Source organism: Pedobacter gandavensis (assembly GCF_032678745.1).
GTDB lineage: Bacteria > Bacteroidota > Bacteroidia > Sphingobacteriales > Sphingobacteriaceae > Pedobacter > Pedobacter gandavensis_C.
This window is the reverse complement of the sequence record NZ_JAVTST010000002.1, coordinates 834,399-851,654: the sequence shown is the minus strand read 5'-3', so window position 1 is coordinate 851,654 and position 17,256 is coordinate 834,399. Positions and strand designations below refer to the sequence as shown.

Genomic DNA, 17,256 nt, shown 5'->3' with positions numbered 1-17,256 from the left:
TTTGCAAAGCAATTTACAGATGCATTGTGATTAAGGTATGCTCATTTTTTCGGGCTAACTGAATAACTCGGGAACTTTTTTGCTGTTACCTACAATCCACACTATATCTTCATTTTCAAAGACCAGGTTAGAATCCGGGTTTAAAATTCTTTCTCCTTTTCTTTCCACGCCGACTACAAGTCCTTGGGTTTTTTCTCTGATACCAGAACTTCGGATACTTTGTCCGTATACAGGTGAACTGCTATTGATAACAATCTTTTGAAGCGTCATGTCTTTTTTAGGGAAATTGGATTCGTCTAGTAATTCCTCTTTTTGTCCCTCAAATAATGGCTTTATTGCGGCCAATTGGTCATCCGTACCGATCACCAGTACCTTATCATTCGGGTATAACCTTTCATCTCTGCCTGGTGTTGGAATCATAATTTTCCCACGTTCAATTAAAGCGATATTGATCCCATATTTTTCTCTAATTGATAAATCGATCAGCGTTTTTCCGACCAGTTCCGATTCCGGAGCCACCATTAATTCGGCAAGGTGGGTATCCCAAGGCAGGATCTCTGGTTGTTCATTTTGTTTTTCACGGGCATTCAGGTTCAATAGGAACCTGCTTTCCATTTTATTATAGAACCCTTGTAGTTTTCTGGAGAAAATAAACATGCCCAGGATGATCAATGCAATGGCCACCACTACCGCGATCCAATTGCTATAGAATTGATAGATTAAGAAGCCAACAAAGAACAAGGCCAATGAGATCCTTAATACCTCTAAAGCCACCAATGGGCCACGTGTATACTTCTTATTCAGCCATAAATGAGAATATGCTTTTTTCTCTATTTTTCTAATCGCCAACGCCCATAAGAAAGGCGTCATAATGATTAATGTCAGGATTAGACTGATGATAATTCCGTTATGGCCATTGATAATATTTTCCGTAATAAAAGGTTGCAGGTATTTAGAACCCAGAAACACAATGGCAATCAGGATTACGGAATGAATGATCGTATTGAAAGTATAAGACTTCAATAATACTTTCCAGTCGCTCATAGTGGTGATACCAGCCGTACTCGAGCTGTATCTATTGATGGCTTCCACCCATTTTTTCGGTAGCGTGCGCTCCAGAAAATTGTAAAACGGTTCAGAAGCCTGAATTAAATAAGGAGTCGTAAAAGTGGTAATTGCAGATACTGCTACTGCAATAGGATAAAGGAAATCACTGGTTACTTTTAGCGTTAAGCCAAGCGTGGCGATAATAAATGAAAACTCTCCGATTTGTGCCAGACTTAAACCTGTTTGTACAGAAGTTTTTAACGGCTGACCAGAAAGCAAAGCTCCCATACCCGAACTCAGGAACTTTCCTAAAATGGTAGCAATAGTAATCACCAGAATTGGAACGGCATAATCAATCAGAATACTTGGGTTGATCATCATCCCTACGGATACAAAAAATATCGCTGCAAATAGATCTTTTACTGATTTTGTTAAGTGTTCTATTCGTTCTGCCTGTGTCGTTTCTGCTAAGATGGACCCCATGATAAATGCACCAAGGGCAGGGGAGAACCCAACTTTGACCGCCAATAATACCATTAATAGACAAAGGGCGATAGAAACGATCAACATCGTCTCATCATTCATCAGTTTTTTTGTGGCCTTTAGGAAAGTAGGCACTAAGAAAATACCACCAATAAACCATAAAACCAGGAAGAAACTAAGTTTCAGAATAGAGATCAGCATATCTGCACCTGCAAACTGCTGACTTACGGCGAGGGTAGATAGCAATACCAATAATAAGATGGCCACTAAATCTTCTACAATCAAGACTCCGAAAACCAGTCCGGCGAACTTCTTATGTTTCACGCCAAGCTCTTCAAAAGCACGTATAATGATCGTTGTAGATGAAACAGAAAGGATACCCCCAAGAAAGATACTGTCCATCGTAGACCAGCCCATGGCCATTCCGGCGGCAAAACCAATCAGTAGCATAAACACAACCTCTACAATGGCGGTTATGGAAGCGGAACCTCCAACCTTGACTAGTTTTTTGAAACTGAATTCCAGTCCTAAGCTAAAAAGTAAAAAGATGACCCCGATTTCCGCCCATATGGTGATGCTGGCATTATCGGTAACGGTAGGAATAAAATTAATATGTGGACCAACCAATAATCCGGCAAGGATATAACCCAATACCAGTGGTTGTTTTATTTTTTTAAATAATAGAGTAGTGATCGCAGCTGCGGCAAGTATTAAACCTAAGTCAGTGATTAATACGGGTAAGTGTATCATATAAAATGTGTTTTTTTAAAGTTATAAAATAATATCGATCAGATTTCGACGATTTGATAACTACCAAAAAACATGTTTAGGATATAGAAAATTGAAAATATAGGAATATCCAAAATTCTGAAATACATGATAAGTCCTGAGAATAACCAGGGGGACATATAGCGTTTTATCCGTTCCTCTTAGAAAGAACCAAGGGTTTATGGATTGCTTTTGCGTTTGATGATGGAGGTAGGTAATGTCCTCTAAAAATGCCTTCTTTAAAGAAGTACGATCTTTAGACAGTGGATTGAGGTAATGCTGCTTGGTACTAAAATTAGATTTGCTAACATATGGGCTTACCTGGGATACCCCTTTTCCTTGTACAGTTTGCCAGGAGATTACCTGACTGAGAAAGAAAAATATAGCAGATAATAAAAGCCTCATTGAGGTAAATATAACAAAAAAAAGCCTTTTTTCCCAGTAAAAAGGCTTTTAAATGCGGATTACTTAATTTTTTCGAAGTAAGCGAGTGTATCTAACTTGTCCTGATGAAGCTGGATTTTAAGAGTTTCTAATCCAGTGAATTTTACATCATGACGTAGAAATTCCAGGAAAGTCATGGTGATATACTGGCCATAGATTTCTTTGTTGAAATCAAAAATATTTACCTCAATATTTCTGGTCATCCCATTGATCGTTGGGCGTTGCCCGATATAGGCCATTCCTTTATAAGATTCGCTGCCCATATCGATCGTTACCGCATAAATACCATCTGAGGGAATCAGTTTGTAAGTTTCTTCCAGGAAGATATTTGCGGTAGGGAAACCAATAGTACGGCCGATTTTGTCGCCTTTAATTACCCTGCCATGGATAGAAAAATTATAGCCTAAATAGTTTGCGGCTAGTGCCACTTCACCATTCAGCAATGCTTTTCTGATTTTTGTAGAGCTTACACCTACATCATCTACATCCTGTTCTGCGATTTCTTCGATTTTATAGTCGAATTGTTTAGACAACATTTCCAGTTCCTGCATTCCACCTTTACGGTCTTTCCCAAATCGATGGTCATAGCCTACAATCAGCTGCTTAATTCCTATCGTATCCACTAAAATATTCTTAATGTAGTCAGTAGGACTAAGGTTGGAAAAGTCTCTGGTAAAAGGAGTGATGATCAAATGATCAACTCCCAATTCCGAAAGTATCTTTATCTTTTCATCTATCGTATTAATCAATTTCAAATCCTGGTTTTCAGGATCAATAATCATCCTTGGATGCGGAAAAAAGGTGAGGATCACACTTTCGCCACCAGTAGATTTTGCCAGTTCACAAAGTCTCTTGATGATTTTCTGATGTCCATAATGTACACCATCAAATGTTCCAATGGTGGCAACGGCATTGTCTAATTTTTTAAACTCAGAAAGATGGTGATATGTTTTCATCAGCTTGTTTTATGGTTTTTGTTTTTGCTGCGGTTCTTATGAGGGTTCATGTTAATGAGGATACTGCGCTATCTCTAATGAAGGGATTGGCGTTTAAGAACCACCCCGCCTTTAATATCTGCAATCTGCTGCTGGACTACAAAAGCATCCGGATCAAGGTTCCTGATTTCTGTTTGAAGCTTTCCTATCTCCAGTTTGGTCAGTACTGTATACAGGATATCGATGTCTTTTTTCTCCCCGTAACCACCTTCGCCCTTATAAACGGTTACTCCCCGCTTCATCGTTTCAATAATGTATTCTTTAATCTCGTCACTTTTATCAGAGATGATCGTTACCCCGGTATATTGCTCCAGGCCATTGACTACAAAATCAATGGTATTGGTGGCCGACAGGTAGGTTAAAATTGCATACATCGCAGTTTCCATCCCTAAGAATATCGCTGCAAAAGAGAATATAATGATGTTTAATACCAGAATGATATTTCCTACAGTGAGCAGACTATTTCGGCTAATATATAACGCCAGTACTTCTGTACCATCGATTACACAACCGCCGCGCATGGCCATACCAATTCCTCCGCCAAGAAAGAACCCCCCAAAAAAGGCAATTAACAAAGGAACGTGAGTAACAGGTTTGAAGGGAAGAATCACCAGAAAAATAGCCAATGCAGCAATGGCAAGGGCAGTTTTTAAGGCAAATGCTTTTCCAATTTGTTTGTAACCGAGGATGATAAAAGGAATATTGATCAGCACAATCAGGTAGGAGAGTTTCCATCCGGTCAATGTGCTGATTAAAAGAGATATACCTGTAACCCCACCATCAATAAAATCATTGGGGATTAAAAAGCTTTTTAAGCCAAAACAGGCAGACACAACGCCACAAGTAATCAATAAGAAGTCTTTTAAAGACCTTGCATTCTTACTTTTTAAATGGCTTTGCATCACATATTAGATTTGAGGCGCTGCTGGAGCGACCGGTAATTCTTTTTTACTACGCAGGTGAGCTACTAAATCAGCCACTTCATACGCGTTTTCAAGTAGGAAGTTCCCACTACGTGTACGTGTTAATACCGATAAGTAAGCGCCATTGTTTAACTGTTTTCCAAAATCAGAGATCAACGAGCGGATATAAGTTCCTTTACTACAAACGATTCTGAAATCAACTTCTGGAAGTGCAATACGGGTAATTTCAAAAGCTGAAACCGTTACAAAACGCAAGCGAAGTTCTGTTTCTTCTCCGCGACGAGCCTTTACATATAAACGTTCGCCGTTTACTTTTACAGCAGAATGTGCTGGTGGATATTGTTGAATATCACCAGTAAAAGGAGCTGTAGCCGCGTAGATTGCTTCTTCTGTTAAGCCATCTAAAGGATATTCCTCATCTACAACCGTCTCCATATCGAAAGAAGGAGTGGAAGCACCCAGGATCATTGTTCCGGTATACTCTTTTTCTTCCGCTTGAAAAGTATCAATTTGCTTGGTTAATTTTCCGGTACACAAGATCAGTAATCCAGTGGCTAGCGGATCCAATGTGCCAGCATGACCTACCTTAACTTTTAAAGGCTTTAGCGAGTTCCTGATTTTTCCAACTACATCAAAGCTGGTCCATTGATATGGCTTATTGATGAGTAACAGTTCACCTTCAGCAAAATTAAAGTCTGGAAAGGTCTTCGTATTTAAGTTATTTTCACTCTCTGTCATTGCAATACACGCTATTTTTAATACGTTTTCTTTGTAATATTTTGTTCGGTTGCTCAGTTTTCACCTATCATTAGAAACACTCTTTGAAAAGCGGAAAACCGATCTTATCAACCTGATTTTGTAATTTATGTACCCTGCTATAAACAAGCAGTCTTAAATTACGGGTAATTATAATTAATGTACAGCCAGATCGATTCCCGAGAAATAAAGCGCGAGAATAACGATTCCTATTACAATCCTATAGTAACCAAAAACACGAAAGCCATGTTTTGATAAAAATCCGATAAATGATTTAATGGCGATAATGGCCACAATAAAAGCAATCAGATTTCCAAAAAGCAAGAGTTTGATGTTTTCTCCATTAAGCAAGTGTGCGCCTTTTAAAAGCTTATAACCTGTTGCAGCACACATGGTCGGTACCGCTAAAAAGAAAGAGAATTCTGCAGCAGCATGTCTGGTTAACTTCTGTTGCATACCACCAATAATAGTGGCTGCACTTCTACTTAAACCTGGGAATACTACGGCTAACACCTGGAAACACCCAATTTTAAATGCAGACATGTTGGTGATTTCTGCTTCATGATGGATCTCCGGGTTTTTAAACATCTTATCGATAAAGAGCAGTACAATACCACCTATTAATAAGATCACGGCAATAAACACCGGACTTCCCAATTTATCATCGATAAAATCATTTAGCAAATACCCGAATCCTAAGGCTGGAATTACTGCAATGAGCAATTTCACATAAAACTGCCATTTACTAAAGTCAAAAAACTTCTTCCAATACAGCACTACAACGGCCAGAATCGCACCTAGTTGTATCGCAATTTCAAATAGTTTAACAAATTCATCATTTCCAATTCCCATGACTGCACTGGCAATCACCATGTGACCAGTAGAAGAAACTGGCAAAAACTCCGTTAACCCCTCTATAATAGCGAGGATAAAAGCCTGTAAATAGTTCATCTAGGCTAATTATTTTTTAAGAATCGCATAAACTCCAAAAGCAAAGCCAAACAGCACAGTCATTGGTGCGAGCGTAGTTTTTCTGAAGTCGTAAATATCAGTAGTACCCATCATTAAGATAAAGCCTAATACTACAATTGCAATGCTGATCAAAAGCAATTGGTAGTTCTTTTTTGTAAAAACAAGTTCAGATTTGCTTTCCTGATTTACAGGAGCTGTTTTTTTCTCTGTCATTAGTTATAAAGGTCGTAAATTTTTAAACGTAAATATTTGCTGACTGCAAAAGCAGTGCTGATGGCCGTAATAAAGATACCAATGCCTACAAGGCTCACTAATACAATACCGAATTCTGTATAATTTCTTAGAATAATGATCTCAGGAATCTCTCTTTGCGCATAATACAAAATACCCAATAGAATTAGGATCGCGATAAATGCAGCGATTAAACCATGTAATGCGGCTAATAAAATGAAAGGCTTGCGGATAAAGTTTCTGGTAGCACCCACCAATTGCATACTTTTTATTAAAAAGCGTTGCGAATAAATGGCCAAACGAATGGTATTGTTGATCAGGGCAATGGATATGATCAATAAAATCGCAGCAAAAGCAAGGATAATCAAGCCAATGGTATTGATGTTTTTATTAACCATATCGATTAATGAGCTTTGATAAATCACCTCTTTAACCACCGGATTCTTTGCAATATTCGCTTTTAGCTCATCAATACTTTTGTTATTGGCATAATCCGCTTTCAAATAAACATCTACAGTAGAAAGCAATGGGTTATATCCTAAAAAGTTGACAAAATCTTCGCCCAGATCTGTGGTCAGGTTCTTTGCAGCCATCTCTTTATTCACATATTGCGTGTTTTTGATCGCCGGATTTGCATTTAACTCCTTTTGGAAAGCTAAAACCTCTGCTTCTTTTGCGCCTTCATCCACAATGATGTTCAATACGATATTTTCTTTAACGTAGTTGGAAAGATTTTTTGCATGTACTAAAATCAAACCCAACATGCCCAGCATCAATAGCACTAAAGCTATACTGAAAATCGTAGAAATATAAATGGTTTTTGTCTTCTTAGAAGCATCGCTAACTTCAAATTCTTCCATGTATGTGTTTTTATGTTGTGCGAAAATAAAAAAATATAAGCAACTAATTTAAAATTATAGCCTTTATCCCTTTTTAATCTTTAAAACTACAACGCCTGATCGGCCAAAATAGTTTAAAACCTTCAGTTTTGCCATAGCTTTTTATAGGGAAAATTTGAACTGAGGAGTAGTCTTGTGTAACATTTTTGTACCAAAAGGATTTTTTTAGCGTTATTTTCCTGTTGATTCCAAGGTAGGAAAAGTGGAGATTCTCTCTGAAGTATCTGATATCCACCTTGAAAATCAAAAGCTTAATCCAACTATTTGTGTCAAATTAAATTGAAAAACAACAACTCAACCTATGAAAAAACAACTTACTTTACTTACTATGCTCTTCCTTGTCATCGCAGGAATCACTGCAGGATGTAAAAAAGAAACCGGAGCAGCCAGACCATTAAAAAAGAAAATTGAAGGTAAATGGCAAGTCACTAAAATAGAGACCTCTATCGGAGGAGTAGCAAGCGCGCCCTATACTGGTTTGCCTGCAGATTATTTTGAATTCCGTAATAACGAAAATGATCAGGTGGAAGTGGAGATCAATGGGCTACGGACACTCGGAACCTATGCTACTTTGGCAAATGACGACCTTAACCTGTCTTTATCCGGCAAAGTATTCAACTGTGTAGTCAATACCATCACTGATAATAGCTTTGAATTTACGGCAACTCAGCAAGAGTCCAACCCGAAAGAGGTTAAAAAATATTACCTGCGCAGGTAAGCAGAAAAACAGGTACGCGAGCTATACGAACTCCTATAAAAGGAACCGTGCCAGATCTGGTAAAAGGCAATAGCATCCCTATTAGCTAAAAGCTGCCCTTTTGTTTTCAAAAGCAATATGGGCAGCTTTTTTTATATTTGCTTTAAGCCTTCCAATTTTGAAACTGGAAAGGCTGCTTTATGACGGAAAACAATCCCAACTTTTCAAACAAAATATTCCGATTTCTTAACCAGGATACCATTCTCAGCTATCTGTTAAAATGGACAATACTCAGTTTGTTGGTTGGAGCTGCTGCGGGGACACTCTCCGCGTTGTTTTTAAGTCTTTTAAATTTAGCAACAGATTTCCGAACCAGCCATCCTCAACTCATTTACCTCTTACCAGTAGCAGGATTTTTTATCGGTCTCCTCTATTACCATAAAGGGAAAACAGTAGAAAGGGGGAATAACCTGATTTTTGATACGATTCACAATCCTAAAGATATCATCCCATTTAAAATGATGCCTTTGGTGTTGTTTGGAACAATCATCACCCATTTGTTTGGGGGCTCGGCCGGGAGGGAGGGAACCGCTTTACAAATGGCTGCGGCTACAGCCGATCAATTACATAAACCTTTTCAACTCCATGCCGCAGACCGGAAAATTTTGCTCATTGCAGGATTAAGTGCAGGATTTGCCTCCGTTTTTGGTACACCATGGGCAGGAGCTATTTTTGGAATTGAAGTGCTATTAATGGGGAAAATTCCACATAAAGCCATCTTACCTGCGGTTTTATCGGCTTTTATTGGGACTTATGTCACCGGATTATGGGGCGTCGGACATACCCATTACCACATCGATCTTGTTCCCCCAATTTCTATGATGGCTGTGGTATATAGCATCCTGGCCGGACTCGCTTTCAGCATAGCCGCAATTTCCTTTGTCAGGATCACCGATTTGTTTTCCCTTGTTTTCAAAAAGATAAAATACGCCCCAATTCGTCCGGTTATAGGAGGTGTTGTTGTACTTGGTATCGTACTGATTCTGGGTAGCTATAAATACATTGGCTTAGGGATTCCGGTAATTGTTGATGCTTTTCAACAGGCTTCTCAGCCACAGGATTTCGCCTTTAAGATTTTGTTAACCGCCATCACACTTGCCGCCGGCTTTAAAGGTGGAGAGGTTACCCCTTTATTTTTTATTGGAGCAACCCTGGGCAGCGCACTGTCTATTTTTCTTCCTTTACCCCTCGGACTCCTTGCAGGAATGGGCTTTGTTGCGGTATTTTCCGGAGCAGCGAAAACACCAATCGCCTGTTGTATCATGGCTTTTGAATTGTTCGGTATTTCCTGCGGATGGTATGTGGCGATTGCTTGTACCGTCGCTTTTCTCGCTTCCGGTCACCATAGTATTTACAATGCAAGAGAAAATAAATTGCCGAAACATATGCTCTTTGGCAGCTTGGGAATTTAAGGTTCTTTATCCTCCCTTTAGCAGCTATTTTAGAAAGGGTTTCTAATCCAACCTTTATTTCCTTATTTTCGCGCTATATATAAGGATATAAGGCAAAGCTGTAATGGATTATCAATTTAAAGAAATAGAACAAAAGTGGCAAGAGTTTTGGGCTCAAAATCAAACGTTTAAAGCAGAAGATCATTCTGCAAAACCTAAGTTTTACGTACTCGATATGTTTCCTTATCCTTCGGGAGCAGGCTTACATGTTGGTCACCCACTCGGTTATATTGCTTCGGATATATTTGCAAGATATAAAAGGTTAAAAGGATACAATGTATTGCACCCGATGGGATACGATTCCTTCGGTTTGCCAGCAGAGCAATATGCCATTCAAACCGGACAACATCCGGCAGTAACAACGGAAGTAAACATCAATACTTACAGAAGACAATTAGATCAAATCGGTTTCTCTTTTGATTGGAGTAAAGAAGTGCGTACCAGTGAGCCTGAATATTATAAATGGACGCAATGGATCTTCATGCAATTGTTCAATTCCTGGTATAACAAGGAAACTGACCGTGCGGAAGACATCACCAGCCTGATCGAGAAATTTAATGCTTCGGGAAGCGCTGATGTAAATGCGGTTTGTGATGAAGATACCAAGTCTTTCCTACCTAGCGACTGGGCTACAATGACCCCGGAAGAAAAACAGGAAGAACTGTTAAAATACCGCTTAACTTACCTTAGAGAAAGTACGGTGAACTGGTGTGCAGCACTAGGAACCGTATTGGCTAATGATGAAGTGATCGGTGGCTACTCAGAACGTGGTGGTCATCCGGTAGAGCAAAAGAAAATGATGCAATGGAGCATGCGTATTTCTGCTTATGCAGAGCGATTGTTGCAAGGCTTAAACACGATCGACTGGCCAGAACCGGTAAAAGAAATGCAACGCAACTGGATCGGTAAAAGTGTTGGCGCAAGCGTTCGCTTTAAAATCGAAGGCGCGGCAGAGCTAAGTGGACTAAGTCAGGATTTCATCGAAGTGTTCACCACCCGTGTAGATACTATTTTTGGAGTATCCTACCTGGTATTGGCACCAGAGCATGAATTAGTAATTGCCCTGACCAAAGCAGAACAATTGGATGGCGTAAATAAATATATCGCTCAAACCAAGAAAAAAACGGAATTAGACCGCATGGCTGATGTAAAAACCGTTTCCGGTGCATTTACAGGTACTTATGTAATCAATCCGGTAAGTGGAGAGCGTGTACAATTATGGATTGCTGATTATGTATTGGCAGGATATGGAACAGGTGCCGTAATGGGCGTGCCTAGCGGTGATCAGCGCGACTGGTTGTTTGCAACGAATTTCAATTTGCCAATCGTACAGATCCTGGATAGTCAAAAAGATATCGAAACTCAGGCCGATTCGACCAAAGAAGGTAAATATATCAACTCTGGTTTCATCAACGGAATGACTTATGCCGAAGCTACTCAAACTTTAAATACCTGGTTGGAAGAGCAGGAAGTAGGAAAAGCAAAAATTAACTACCGTATGCGTGATGCGATCTTTGGTCGCCAGCGTTATTGGGGAGAGCCAATTCCAGTGTATTTCAAAAACGGCTTGCCATACCTGATCAATGAAGAGGAATTGCCTTTATTGCTTCCTGAAATCGATAAATATCTACCAACAGAAAGCGGCGAGCCACCATTGGCAAGAGCCGAAAACTGGAGTTATGACGATCAGTATGAATATGAATTGAGTACAATGCCAGGTTGGGCAGGTTCCAGCTGGTACTGGTACCGCTATATGGATGCCAAAAATAAATCTGCCTTTGCTTCGGAAGAGGCTATTGAATACTGGAAAGATGTAGATTTGTATATCGGTGGTTCAGAACATGCAACCGGACACTTATTATACAGCCGCTTCTGGAATAAATTCCTGAAAGACCTTGGACATGTAAAAGTGGAAGAGCCATTTAAAAAACTGATCAATCAGGGAATGATTCAGGGTAGATCTAACTTCGTATACCGTGTGGTGGATGAAGAAGGTAAAGGAACCAATACTTTAGTTTCTTACGGACTTAAAAAAGATTATAAAACTACGCCATTACACGTTGATGTGAACATCGTAGAAAATGAAATCCTAAATATTCCAGCTTTTAAATTGTTCAGACCTGAATTTGCAGATGCAGAATTTATCCTTGAAAATGGAAAATATATCTGTGGTGTAGAAGTAGAGAAAATGTCTAAATCTAAATTCAATGTTGTTAATCCTGATGTATTGATCGCCAGCTATGGTGCCGATACCTTAAGAATGTACGAAATGTTCTTAGGACCATTGGAGCAAAGTAAACCATGGAATACCAACGGAATTGAAGGCGTATTTAAATTCCTTCGAAAATTCTGGCGTTTATTCCATAATGATGCTTGGATATTCAATGTGAGTGATTCTGTGCCTTCAAAAGCAGAATTAAAAGCATTGCATAAAATCATTAAAAAGGTACAGGATGATGTAGAACGTTTCTCTTTCAACACTTCTGTTTCCAGCTTTATGATTGCTGTAAATGAATTGACCGAGCTGAAATGTAAAAACCGTCAGGTATTAGAAGACTTGGTAGTTGTACTTTCTCCTTATGCACCCCATATCTGTGAAGAACTTTGGGCAAGTCTGGGTCATGATGCAGGAAGTTTATCTTATGCAAAATATCCGGAATTCAACCCTGCATTTATGGTAGAAGATGAGTTCTCTTATCCAGTATCTGTAAATGGAAAAACAAGGTTAAACCTTAATCTAAGCCTGACTTTAGAAGCTAAAGAGATTGAAGAAATCGTATTGGCAGATGAGCAGGTACAAAAATACCTGGAAGGAAAAGCACCTAAAAAGGTGATTATCGTGAAAGGACGTATTGTAAATATTGTGATCTAAACACAGTATAAGAACAAATAATTGAAGGCTCCGGATCATGCGTCCGGAGCCTTTGTTGTTTAAAAGAATCCACTAGGCTGTCACAATAGTAACTTGCTGTTTAAACTAGGCAGAATAGAAAAGCTTAGGGAAAAGAGTGCTGAGATACTGCAAATACAGCAAGGCTTTGGGGAGGCTTTGAAGGGGGATTTTTAAGGTTCTGGGCCTACATAACCCCTAGCAGTACCTGCGTACAACTCCATTAACCCCCTGATCAGTAAGGCTTCATTTCCCCATAAATATTTTTCACCGGTCAAATCATACAATTCACCGTAAAAATATTGCCGGAAGTCTAAAATCTCTGGCCATAAATTGTAACAATATATACCTTCGTTAGACTAATTGAAAAACAGGAAAGTAATCCACGGACTTGTTCGACTATACTATTAAAAACTAAAACTGAAATGAAAAAACTTATACTCTTATTTTTTGGTCTGGTCCTGACGATTGGGGCAAATGCACAGTTTCCAATGGCAGGGGGACCTGCAAAAAAAATGGTGACGGGAAGAATAACAGCCATAATCCTTGACTCAATAAGCAAAAAGCCGATTGACTATGCAACAGTATCCTTAATTAAAAATAAAGACAACAAATCTGTAAACGGAGCAGTAACCGATGAGCGTGGCAAATTGACACTGTCTAACATCAGCCCTGAAGAATATAAACTTTCTATCGGTTTTATGGGCTATAAAACTAAAGTGATTACCCTGAAAACCACTCCTGGGAAACCAGATTTAAATGTGGGAACGATCTACCTTAGCCCAACCGCAAGCAACCTGAAAGAAGTGGAAATTAGTGGTCAGGCTGCATTGATTGAAAACAAAGTGGATAAAATCGTTTACAATGCAGAGCAGGATATCACCAATGCCGGTGGAGATGCAACAGATGTGATGCGTAAAGTTCCTATGCTATCCGTAGATATCAATGGAAACCTTCAAATGAGAGGTGCTGCGGTAAGGGTATTGATCAATGGGAAACCATCAGGAACTATGGCCAACAGCGTGGCTGATGCCTTGAAAATGATCCCTGCTGAGCAGATCAAAAGCGTAGAGGTGATCACCAGTCCATCAGCAAAATATGATGCGGAAGGATCTGGAGGTATCGTTAATATCATCACTAAAAAGAAATCGGCAGAAGGAACAAGTGGAAGTGTGAACACCTCAGTAGGTACACGTTCTAACAATGGCGCTTTCAATCTGAATGCTAAAACCGGTCGTTTATCGCTTACAGGAAGTCTAGGTGTAAACCATGCTTATCCTCAAAATTCATTGGTACGTTCCTTTAATCAATCTGTTTCATCAGACGGTATCTTGAATACCACCTCGCAGGATGGCTATTCAAAATGGTCTCGTTTAGGTTATAATGGTAGCGTTGGACTAGATTATGATTTTAACAATTACCATAACATCAGCAGTAATGTAAAGATCAACCGTTTTTCTAATGGTGGTCCGGGTAGTTCCAATGTGTTAAACAATGGTTTCCCATCCGTAAATATCAGAGATATGGATATGGGATTCAATAACCTGGATTGGAATATCGATTATAGGAAAACAAGTAAAAAAGAAGGTGAGGAGTTCAGTGTTTCTGCACAGCTTACCACCGGAAGAAATACCAGCGATTTCAGCAATAGAATAACATTTCCTGAGCTGTTTATCGAGAAACCGGGCGATCCGGGGATCATGCTTCCCGATATTATTAACAATGGAGCCAATACCGGAAAAAATAATGAATATACGTTGCAGTCGGATTATGTTTATCCGCTGAGTAAAACGACAACTTTAGAAACTGGTGTAAAGGGGATCTTTAGAAACATTCAGAGTAATTACGGAGAGAGTTTGCAGGATTTTGATTACGACCAGAATGTAGCTTCGGTTTATGGGGTTTTAGGTTTCAAAATTGGCAAGAAAATCACCGCTAAAGCTGGATTGAGAGGAGAATATACCGATATCAATTCCTTATCCGGACATAAAGATAAGTTCTCAAAAGATTACGCGAACCTTTTCCCTAGTGCGGTGATTTCTCAGGCATTAAAAGGAGGAGCTAGTGTTAAGCTGAGTTATAACAAAAGAATTCAACGCCCAAGTTTGTTCTATTTGAACCCTTTTGAAAACAAAAGTGATCCATTCAATATTATGCGTGGTAATCCGGGATTAGATCCGGAGATCACTCAAAACATGGAATTGGGCTATTCTACTTTCATTAAAGGATCGGTGATCAATGCTTCAGTTTTTTACCGTACCACAAAAGATGTGATTGAAAGTGCAACCTTACCGATCCCGGTAGAAAATAATGACCCTCAGCGCTTTTTAACCACTTACCTGAATATCGGGAGAAGTCAGTCTTATGGAATGAACGTGTTTGCGAGTTACAATCCTAAACCAAAATGGACTTTAATGACAAATCTTGGCTTGAATACCTATGAGGTCAGCAGTTCTAATAAAAACGTAAATACAGGCACATTTGTAAACTATACGGCCTTTTTACGCTCTGCTTATGCTTTGCCTGGTGGTTGGAATACTGAACTATGGGGAGTAGTCAATTCTCCAAAACGTACTTTCCAGGGTAAAACAGATGCCATGTACTTTTATGGTGCTGCGCTGAAAAAAGAGATCATGAACAAACAAGCAAGTATCGGACTGAATGTCTTGAATCCTTTTAGTCGTGATTTAGTGATCAACACCGTAAATAAAGGACCTAACTACGAGCAATCTACCAATATCCATTATCCATTGCGCTCTTTTGGTATCAATTTTAGCTATAAATTCGGTAAGCTGAAATTTACTCAATCTAAAAAAGGAGTGAAAAATGATGATGTGAAGAAAGAAGAAGAAGGTGGAATGGGAGGCGTTCAAAACTAAGGCTTCCAAAGAGAAAAGACTAAAAAAAGGTCTGAATAAACAACCAGACCTTGATAGCCATAAAAAGACCTTTCCCTTAAAAGAGGAAAGGTCTTTTTTATTGCTTTTTAACGCGCTTTAGAATCATAAGATTTAATGGGTTTAAAGGATAACCGCTAATGTTATTCTGCAACATGATCAAGGATTGATCGTAAAGTATCGGAACAATATTGGCATAGGTCATGACCATACTGTCCATCTTTTGATAAAGTTTAAATCTTTTCTGTGGATCGTTTTCATAATAACTGCTTTCAAATAAGCGGTCGTAGTCTTTGTTGAAATAACCCGTGTAATTTGGACCATTGGGTACTTTGTTTTTAGAGTAAAATACCGCAAGGTAGTTTTCAGCATCACCATAATCGGCAATCCAGGAACCCCGGAAAAAGTTAACCGCGTTTTTAGACATCATATCCCTTAAGCTCGCATTCGGACTAGCATCTACTTTTACTTTAATCCCAATTGCATTCAACTCACCCTGTATAAATTCCATCAGGTCTTTATAAGTAGTAGAGGTACTCAGGGTAATTTGTGGCATCCCTTTTCCATTTGGATAACCTGCCTCAGCCAATAACCGGGCTGCTTTTTCTGGTTCATAATGGTAGCCTTTCACTACGGTGCTATCGAACCCCGGCATCCCTTGAGGTACAAATCCAGCAGTCGCAGGAATACCAATGCTGTTTCTGAGGTATTTGATCAGCTTGGGCTTGTCAATCGCATAATTGATCGCTTGCCTCACTTTTAAATATTTTACCGGAGAGTTTTTGGCAATGCTTTTAGAGGTATCTACTAAAAAGCCCAGGTATTCTGTGCAGAGATAGGGACTTTTGATCAATTGAAAATCCCCTTTGTATTTCTTGGTCATCTTCCCACTCTTGGTCAGGATGTCATCCCGGTAGCTCCCATCCACTTTATCAAAGAAATCAAGGTCTTTTTTGATGAAATTCATGAAAGCACTTTGCTTATCGCTGATAAAAGTGACTTTTACTGCATCCAGGTAAGGCAATTGATGGCCATTGTCTTTTTCCCAGTATTTTTCATTTTTCAGGAATACCAGTACCTCATCTTCTTTCCAGTACTTAAATTTAAAAGGACCGGTGCCAATAGGATGGCTGCGGAAATCTTTACCATAATGCTCCACCACTTCTTTTGGCACTACCGAAGCATATTGGGCGGTCAGCAGACTTAAAAAGGGAGGGAAGGGCTTGATGAGCTTAATTTGAAAAGTAGAATCGTTGATGGCAAGGAAATTATGCTGGTCTTTTACTTTATCACTAAATATCCAACTCCCGGAAGAAGCGACTTTCGGGTCGATTAAGCGATAAAAACTGTAGACAAAATCATCCGCCACTACTTTTCTACCTTTTCCACCAGGAAATGTAGGGTCGTCATGGAAATAGACATCGCCTCTCAAATGAAAAGTATAGTTTAAGCCATCTTCAGATATTTCCCAGCTTTTCGCAATGCAGGGTAAGGTATTCAGGTTACTATCAATTTGTACCAATCCATTGAAAACTTGGTTCACCATCCACAGCGCATTTTGATTGCGCGCGAAGGCTGGATCGAGAGAGGTGAGGTTCTGATCAAGGTTCATATGGAACACTTTCTTTTCCTCCTCTTCGCCCTTTCTGCCGCAGGCTACAAAGACAAACAGTAATAATCCGTAAAAAATATGGGCGATAATACGACGCATCGGTGTAGGAATACTAATTTTGCACAAAGTAA

At 39.3% G+C, this 17,256-nt stretch carries 12 protein-coding genes; 4 read left to right on the top strand and 8 right to left on the bottom strand.

The features are described 5' to 3' along the window. Positions 1-54: 54 nt before the first annotated feature. The 7 genes from R2S10_RS11360 to R2S10_RS11330 all read right to left on the bottom strand — a co-directional run bounded on the left by R2S10_RS11360 (position 55) and on the right by R2S10_RS11330 (position 7,479). Complete coding sequence (locus tag R2S10_RS11360) at positions 55-2,280, bottom strand: cation:proton antiporter (RefSeq protein WP_316840558.1); 2,226 nt, start codon at positions 2,278-2,280, stop codon at positions 55-57. A gap of 482 nt (positions 2,281-2,762) precedes the next feature. Further along, positions 2,763-3,698 carry a bifunctional riboflavin kinase/FAD synthetase gene (locus tag R2S10_RS11355; protein WP_316840557.1) on the bottom strand — a complete coding sequence of 312 codons (936 nt, stop codon included), beginning with the start codon at positions 3,696-3,698 and terminating at the stop codon, positions 2,763-2,765. A 74-nt stretch (positions 3,699-3,772) separates the two neighbouring features. Further along, positions 3,773-4,639: a YitT family protein gene (locus R2S10_RS11350; protein WP_316840556.1), complete on the bottom strand. Its 867-nt coding sequence runs from the start codon at positions 4,637-4,639 to the stop codon at positions 3,773-3,775. A 6-nt stretch (positions 4,640-4,645) separates the two neighbouring features. Further along, positions 4,646-5,398 (bottom strand): tRNA pseudouridine(55) synthase TruB, encoded by a 753-nt coding sequence (truB, locus tag R2S10_RS11345; RefSeq protein ID WP_316840555.1) that lies wholly within the window; start codon positions 5,396-5,398, stop codon positions 4,646-4,648. 174 nt (positions 5,399-5,572) lie between these two features. Next, complete coding sequence (locus tag R2S10_RS11340; RefSeq protein ID WP_316840554.1) at positions 5,573-6,367, bottom strand: undecaprenyl-diphosphate phosphatase; 795 nt, start codon at positions 6,365-6,367, stop codon at positions 5,573-5,575. 9 nt (positions 6,368-6,376) lie between these two features. After that, positions 6,377-6,601 (bottom strand): DUF3098 domain-containing protein, encoded by a 225-nt coding sequence (locus R2S10_RS11335; RefSeq protein ID WP_187667648.1) that lies wholly within the window; start codon positions 6,599-6,601, stop codon positions 6,377-6,379. Continuing rightward, on the bottom strand, positions 6,601-7,479 hold the full coding sequence (locus tag R2S10_RS11330; RefSeq protein WP_316840553.1) for a cell division protein FtsX: 879 nt from the start codon (positions 7,477-7,479) through the stop codon (positions 6,601-6,603). The genes R2S10_RS11335 and R2S10_RS11330 overlap by 1 nt, the downstream gene beginning before the upstream one ends. A 340-nt stretch (positions 7,480-7,819) precedes the next feature. Between R2S10_RS11330 and R2S10_RS11325 the strand changes: the two genes are divergently transcribed. The 4 genes from R2S10_RS11325 (at position 7,820) to R2S10_RS11310 (ending at position 15,495) form a co-directional block, all read left to right on the top strand. Further along, positions 7,820-8,236, top strand: a complete 417-nt coding sequence (locus tag R2S10_RS11325) for a lipocalin family protein (RefSeq protein WP_316840552.1) — start codon at positions 7,820-7,822, stop codon at positions 8,234-8,236. Positions 8,237-8,415: 179 nt separating this feature from the next. Further along, a complete protein-coding gene (locus R2S10_RS11320; protein ID WP_316840551.1) occupies positions 8,416-9,687 on the top strand; it encodes a chloride channel protein in 1,272 nt (423 codons plus the stop codon). 103 nt (positions 9,688-9,790) lie between these two features. After that, positions 9,791-12,598, top strand: coding sequence for a leucine--tRNA ligase (gene leuS / locus R2S10_RS11315; protein ID WP_316840550.1), 2,808 nt, complete (start codon positions 9,791-9,793; stop codon positions 12,596-12,598). Between the two features lie 443 nt (positions 12,599-13,041). Next, a complete protein-coding gene (locus tag R2S10_RS11310; RefSeq protein WP_316840549.1) occupies positions 13,042-15,495 on the top strand; it encodes an outer membrane beta-barrel family protein in 2,454 nt (817 codons plus the stop codon). 97 nt (positions 15,496-15,592) lie between these two features. Here the strand turns inward: R2S10_RS11310 and R2S10_RS11305 are convergent, their stop codons facing one another. Further along, a complete protein-coding gene (locus R2S10_RS11305) occupies positions 15,593-17,251 on the bottom strand; it encodes an ABC transporter substrate-binding protein (RefSeq protein WP_316840548.1) in 1,659 nt (552 codons plus the stop codon). Positions 17,252-17,256 lie beyond the last annotated feature (5 nt).

Bases quoted from the DNA above. Each gene is read 5' to 3' on its own strand.
- R2S10_RS11355 (WP_316840557.1), bottom strand. From the start codon at position 3,698: ATGAAAACATATCACCATCTTTCTGAGTTTAAAAAATTAGACAATGCC.
- R2S10_RS11310 (WP_316840549.1), top strand. From the start codon at position 13,042: ATGAAAAAACTTATACTCTTATTTTTTGGTCTGGTCCTGACGATTGGG.
- R2S10_RS11360 (WP_316840558.1), bottom strand. From the start codon at position 2,280: ATGATACACTTACCCGTATTAATCACTGACTTAGGTTTAATACTTGCC.
- R2S10_RS11340 (WP_316840554.1), bottom strand. From the start codon at position 6,367: ATGAACTATTTACAGGCTTTTATCCTCGCTATTATAGAGGGGTTAACG.
- R2S10_RS11330 (WP_316840553.1), bottom strand. From the start codon at position 7,479: ATGGAAGAATTTGAAGTTAGCGATGCTTCTAAGAAGACAAAAACCATT.
- truB (WP_316840555.1), bottom strand. From the start codon at position 5,398: ATGACAGAGAGTGAAAATAACTTAAATACGAAGACCTTTCCAGACTTT.
- R2S10_RS11325 (WP_316840552.1), top strand. From the start codon at position 7,820: ATGAAAAAACAACTTACTTTACTTACTATGCTCTTCCTTGTCATCGCA.
- leuS (WP_316840550.1), top strand. From the start codon at position 9,791: ATGGATTATCAATTTAAAGAAATAGAACAAAAGTGGCAAGAGTTTTGG.
- R2S10_RS11320 (WP_316840551.1), top strand. From the start codon at position 8,416: ATGACGGAAAACAATCCCAACTTTTCAAACAAAATATTCCGATTTCTT.
- R2S10_RS11335 (WP_187667648.1), bottom strand. From the start codon at position 6,601: ATGACAGAGAAAAAAACAGCTCCTGTAAATCAGGAAAGCAAATCTGAA.
- R2S10_RS11350 (WP_316840556.1), bottom strand. From the start codon at position 4,639: ATGCAAAGCCATTTAAAAAGTAAGAATGCAAGGTCTTTAAAAGACTTC.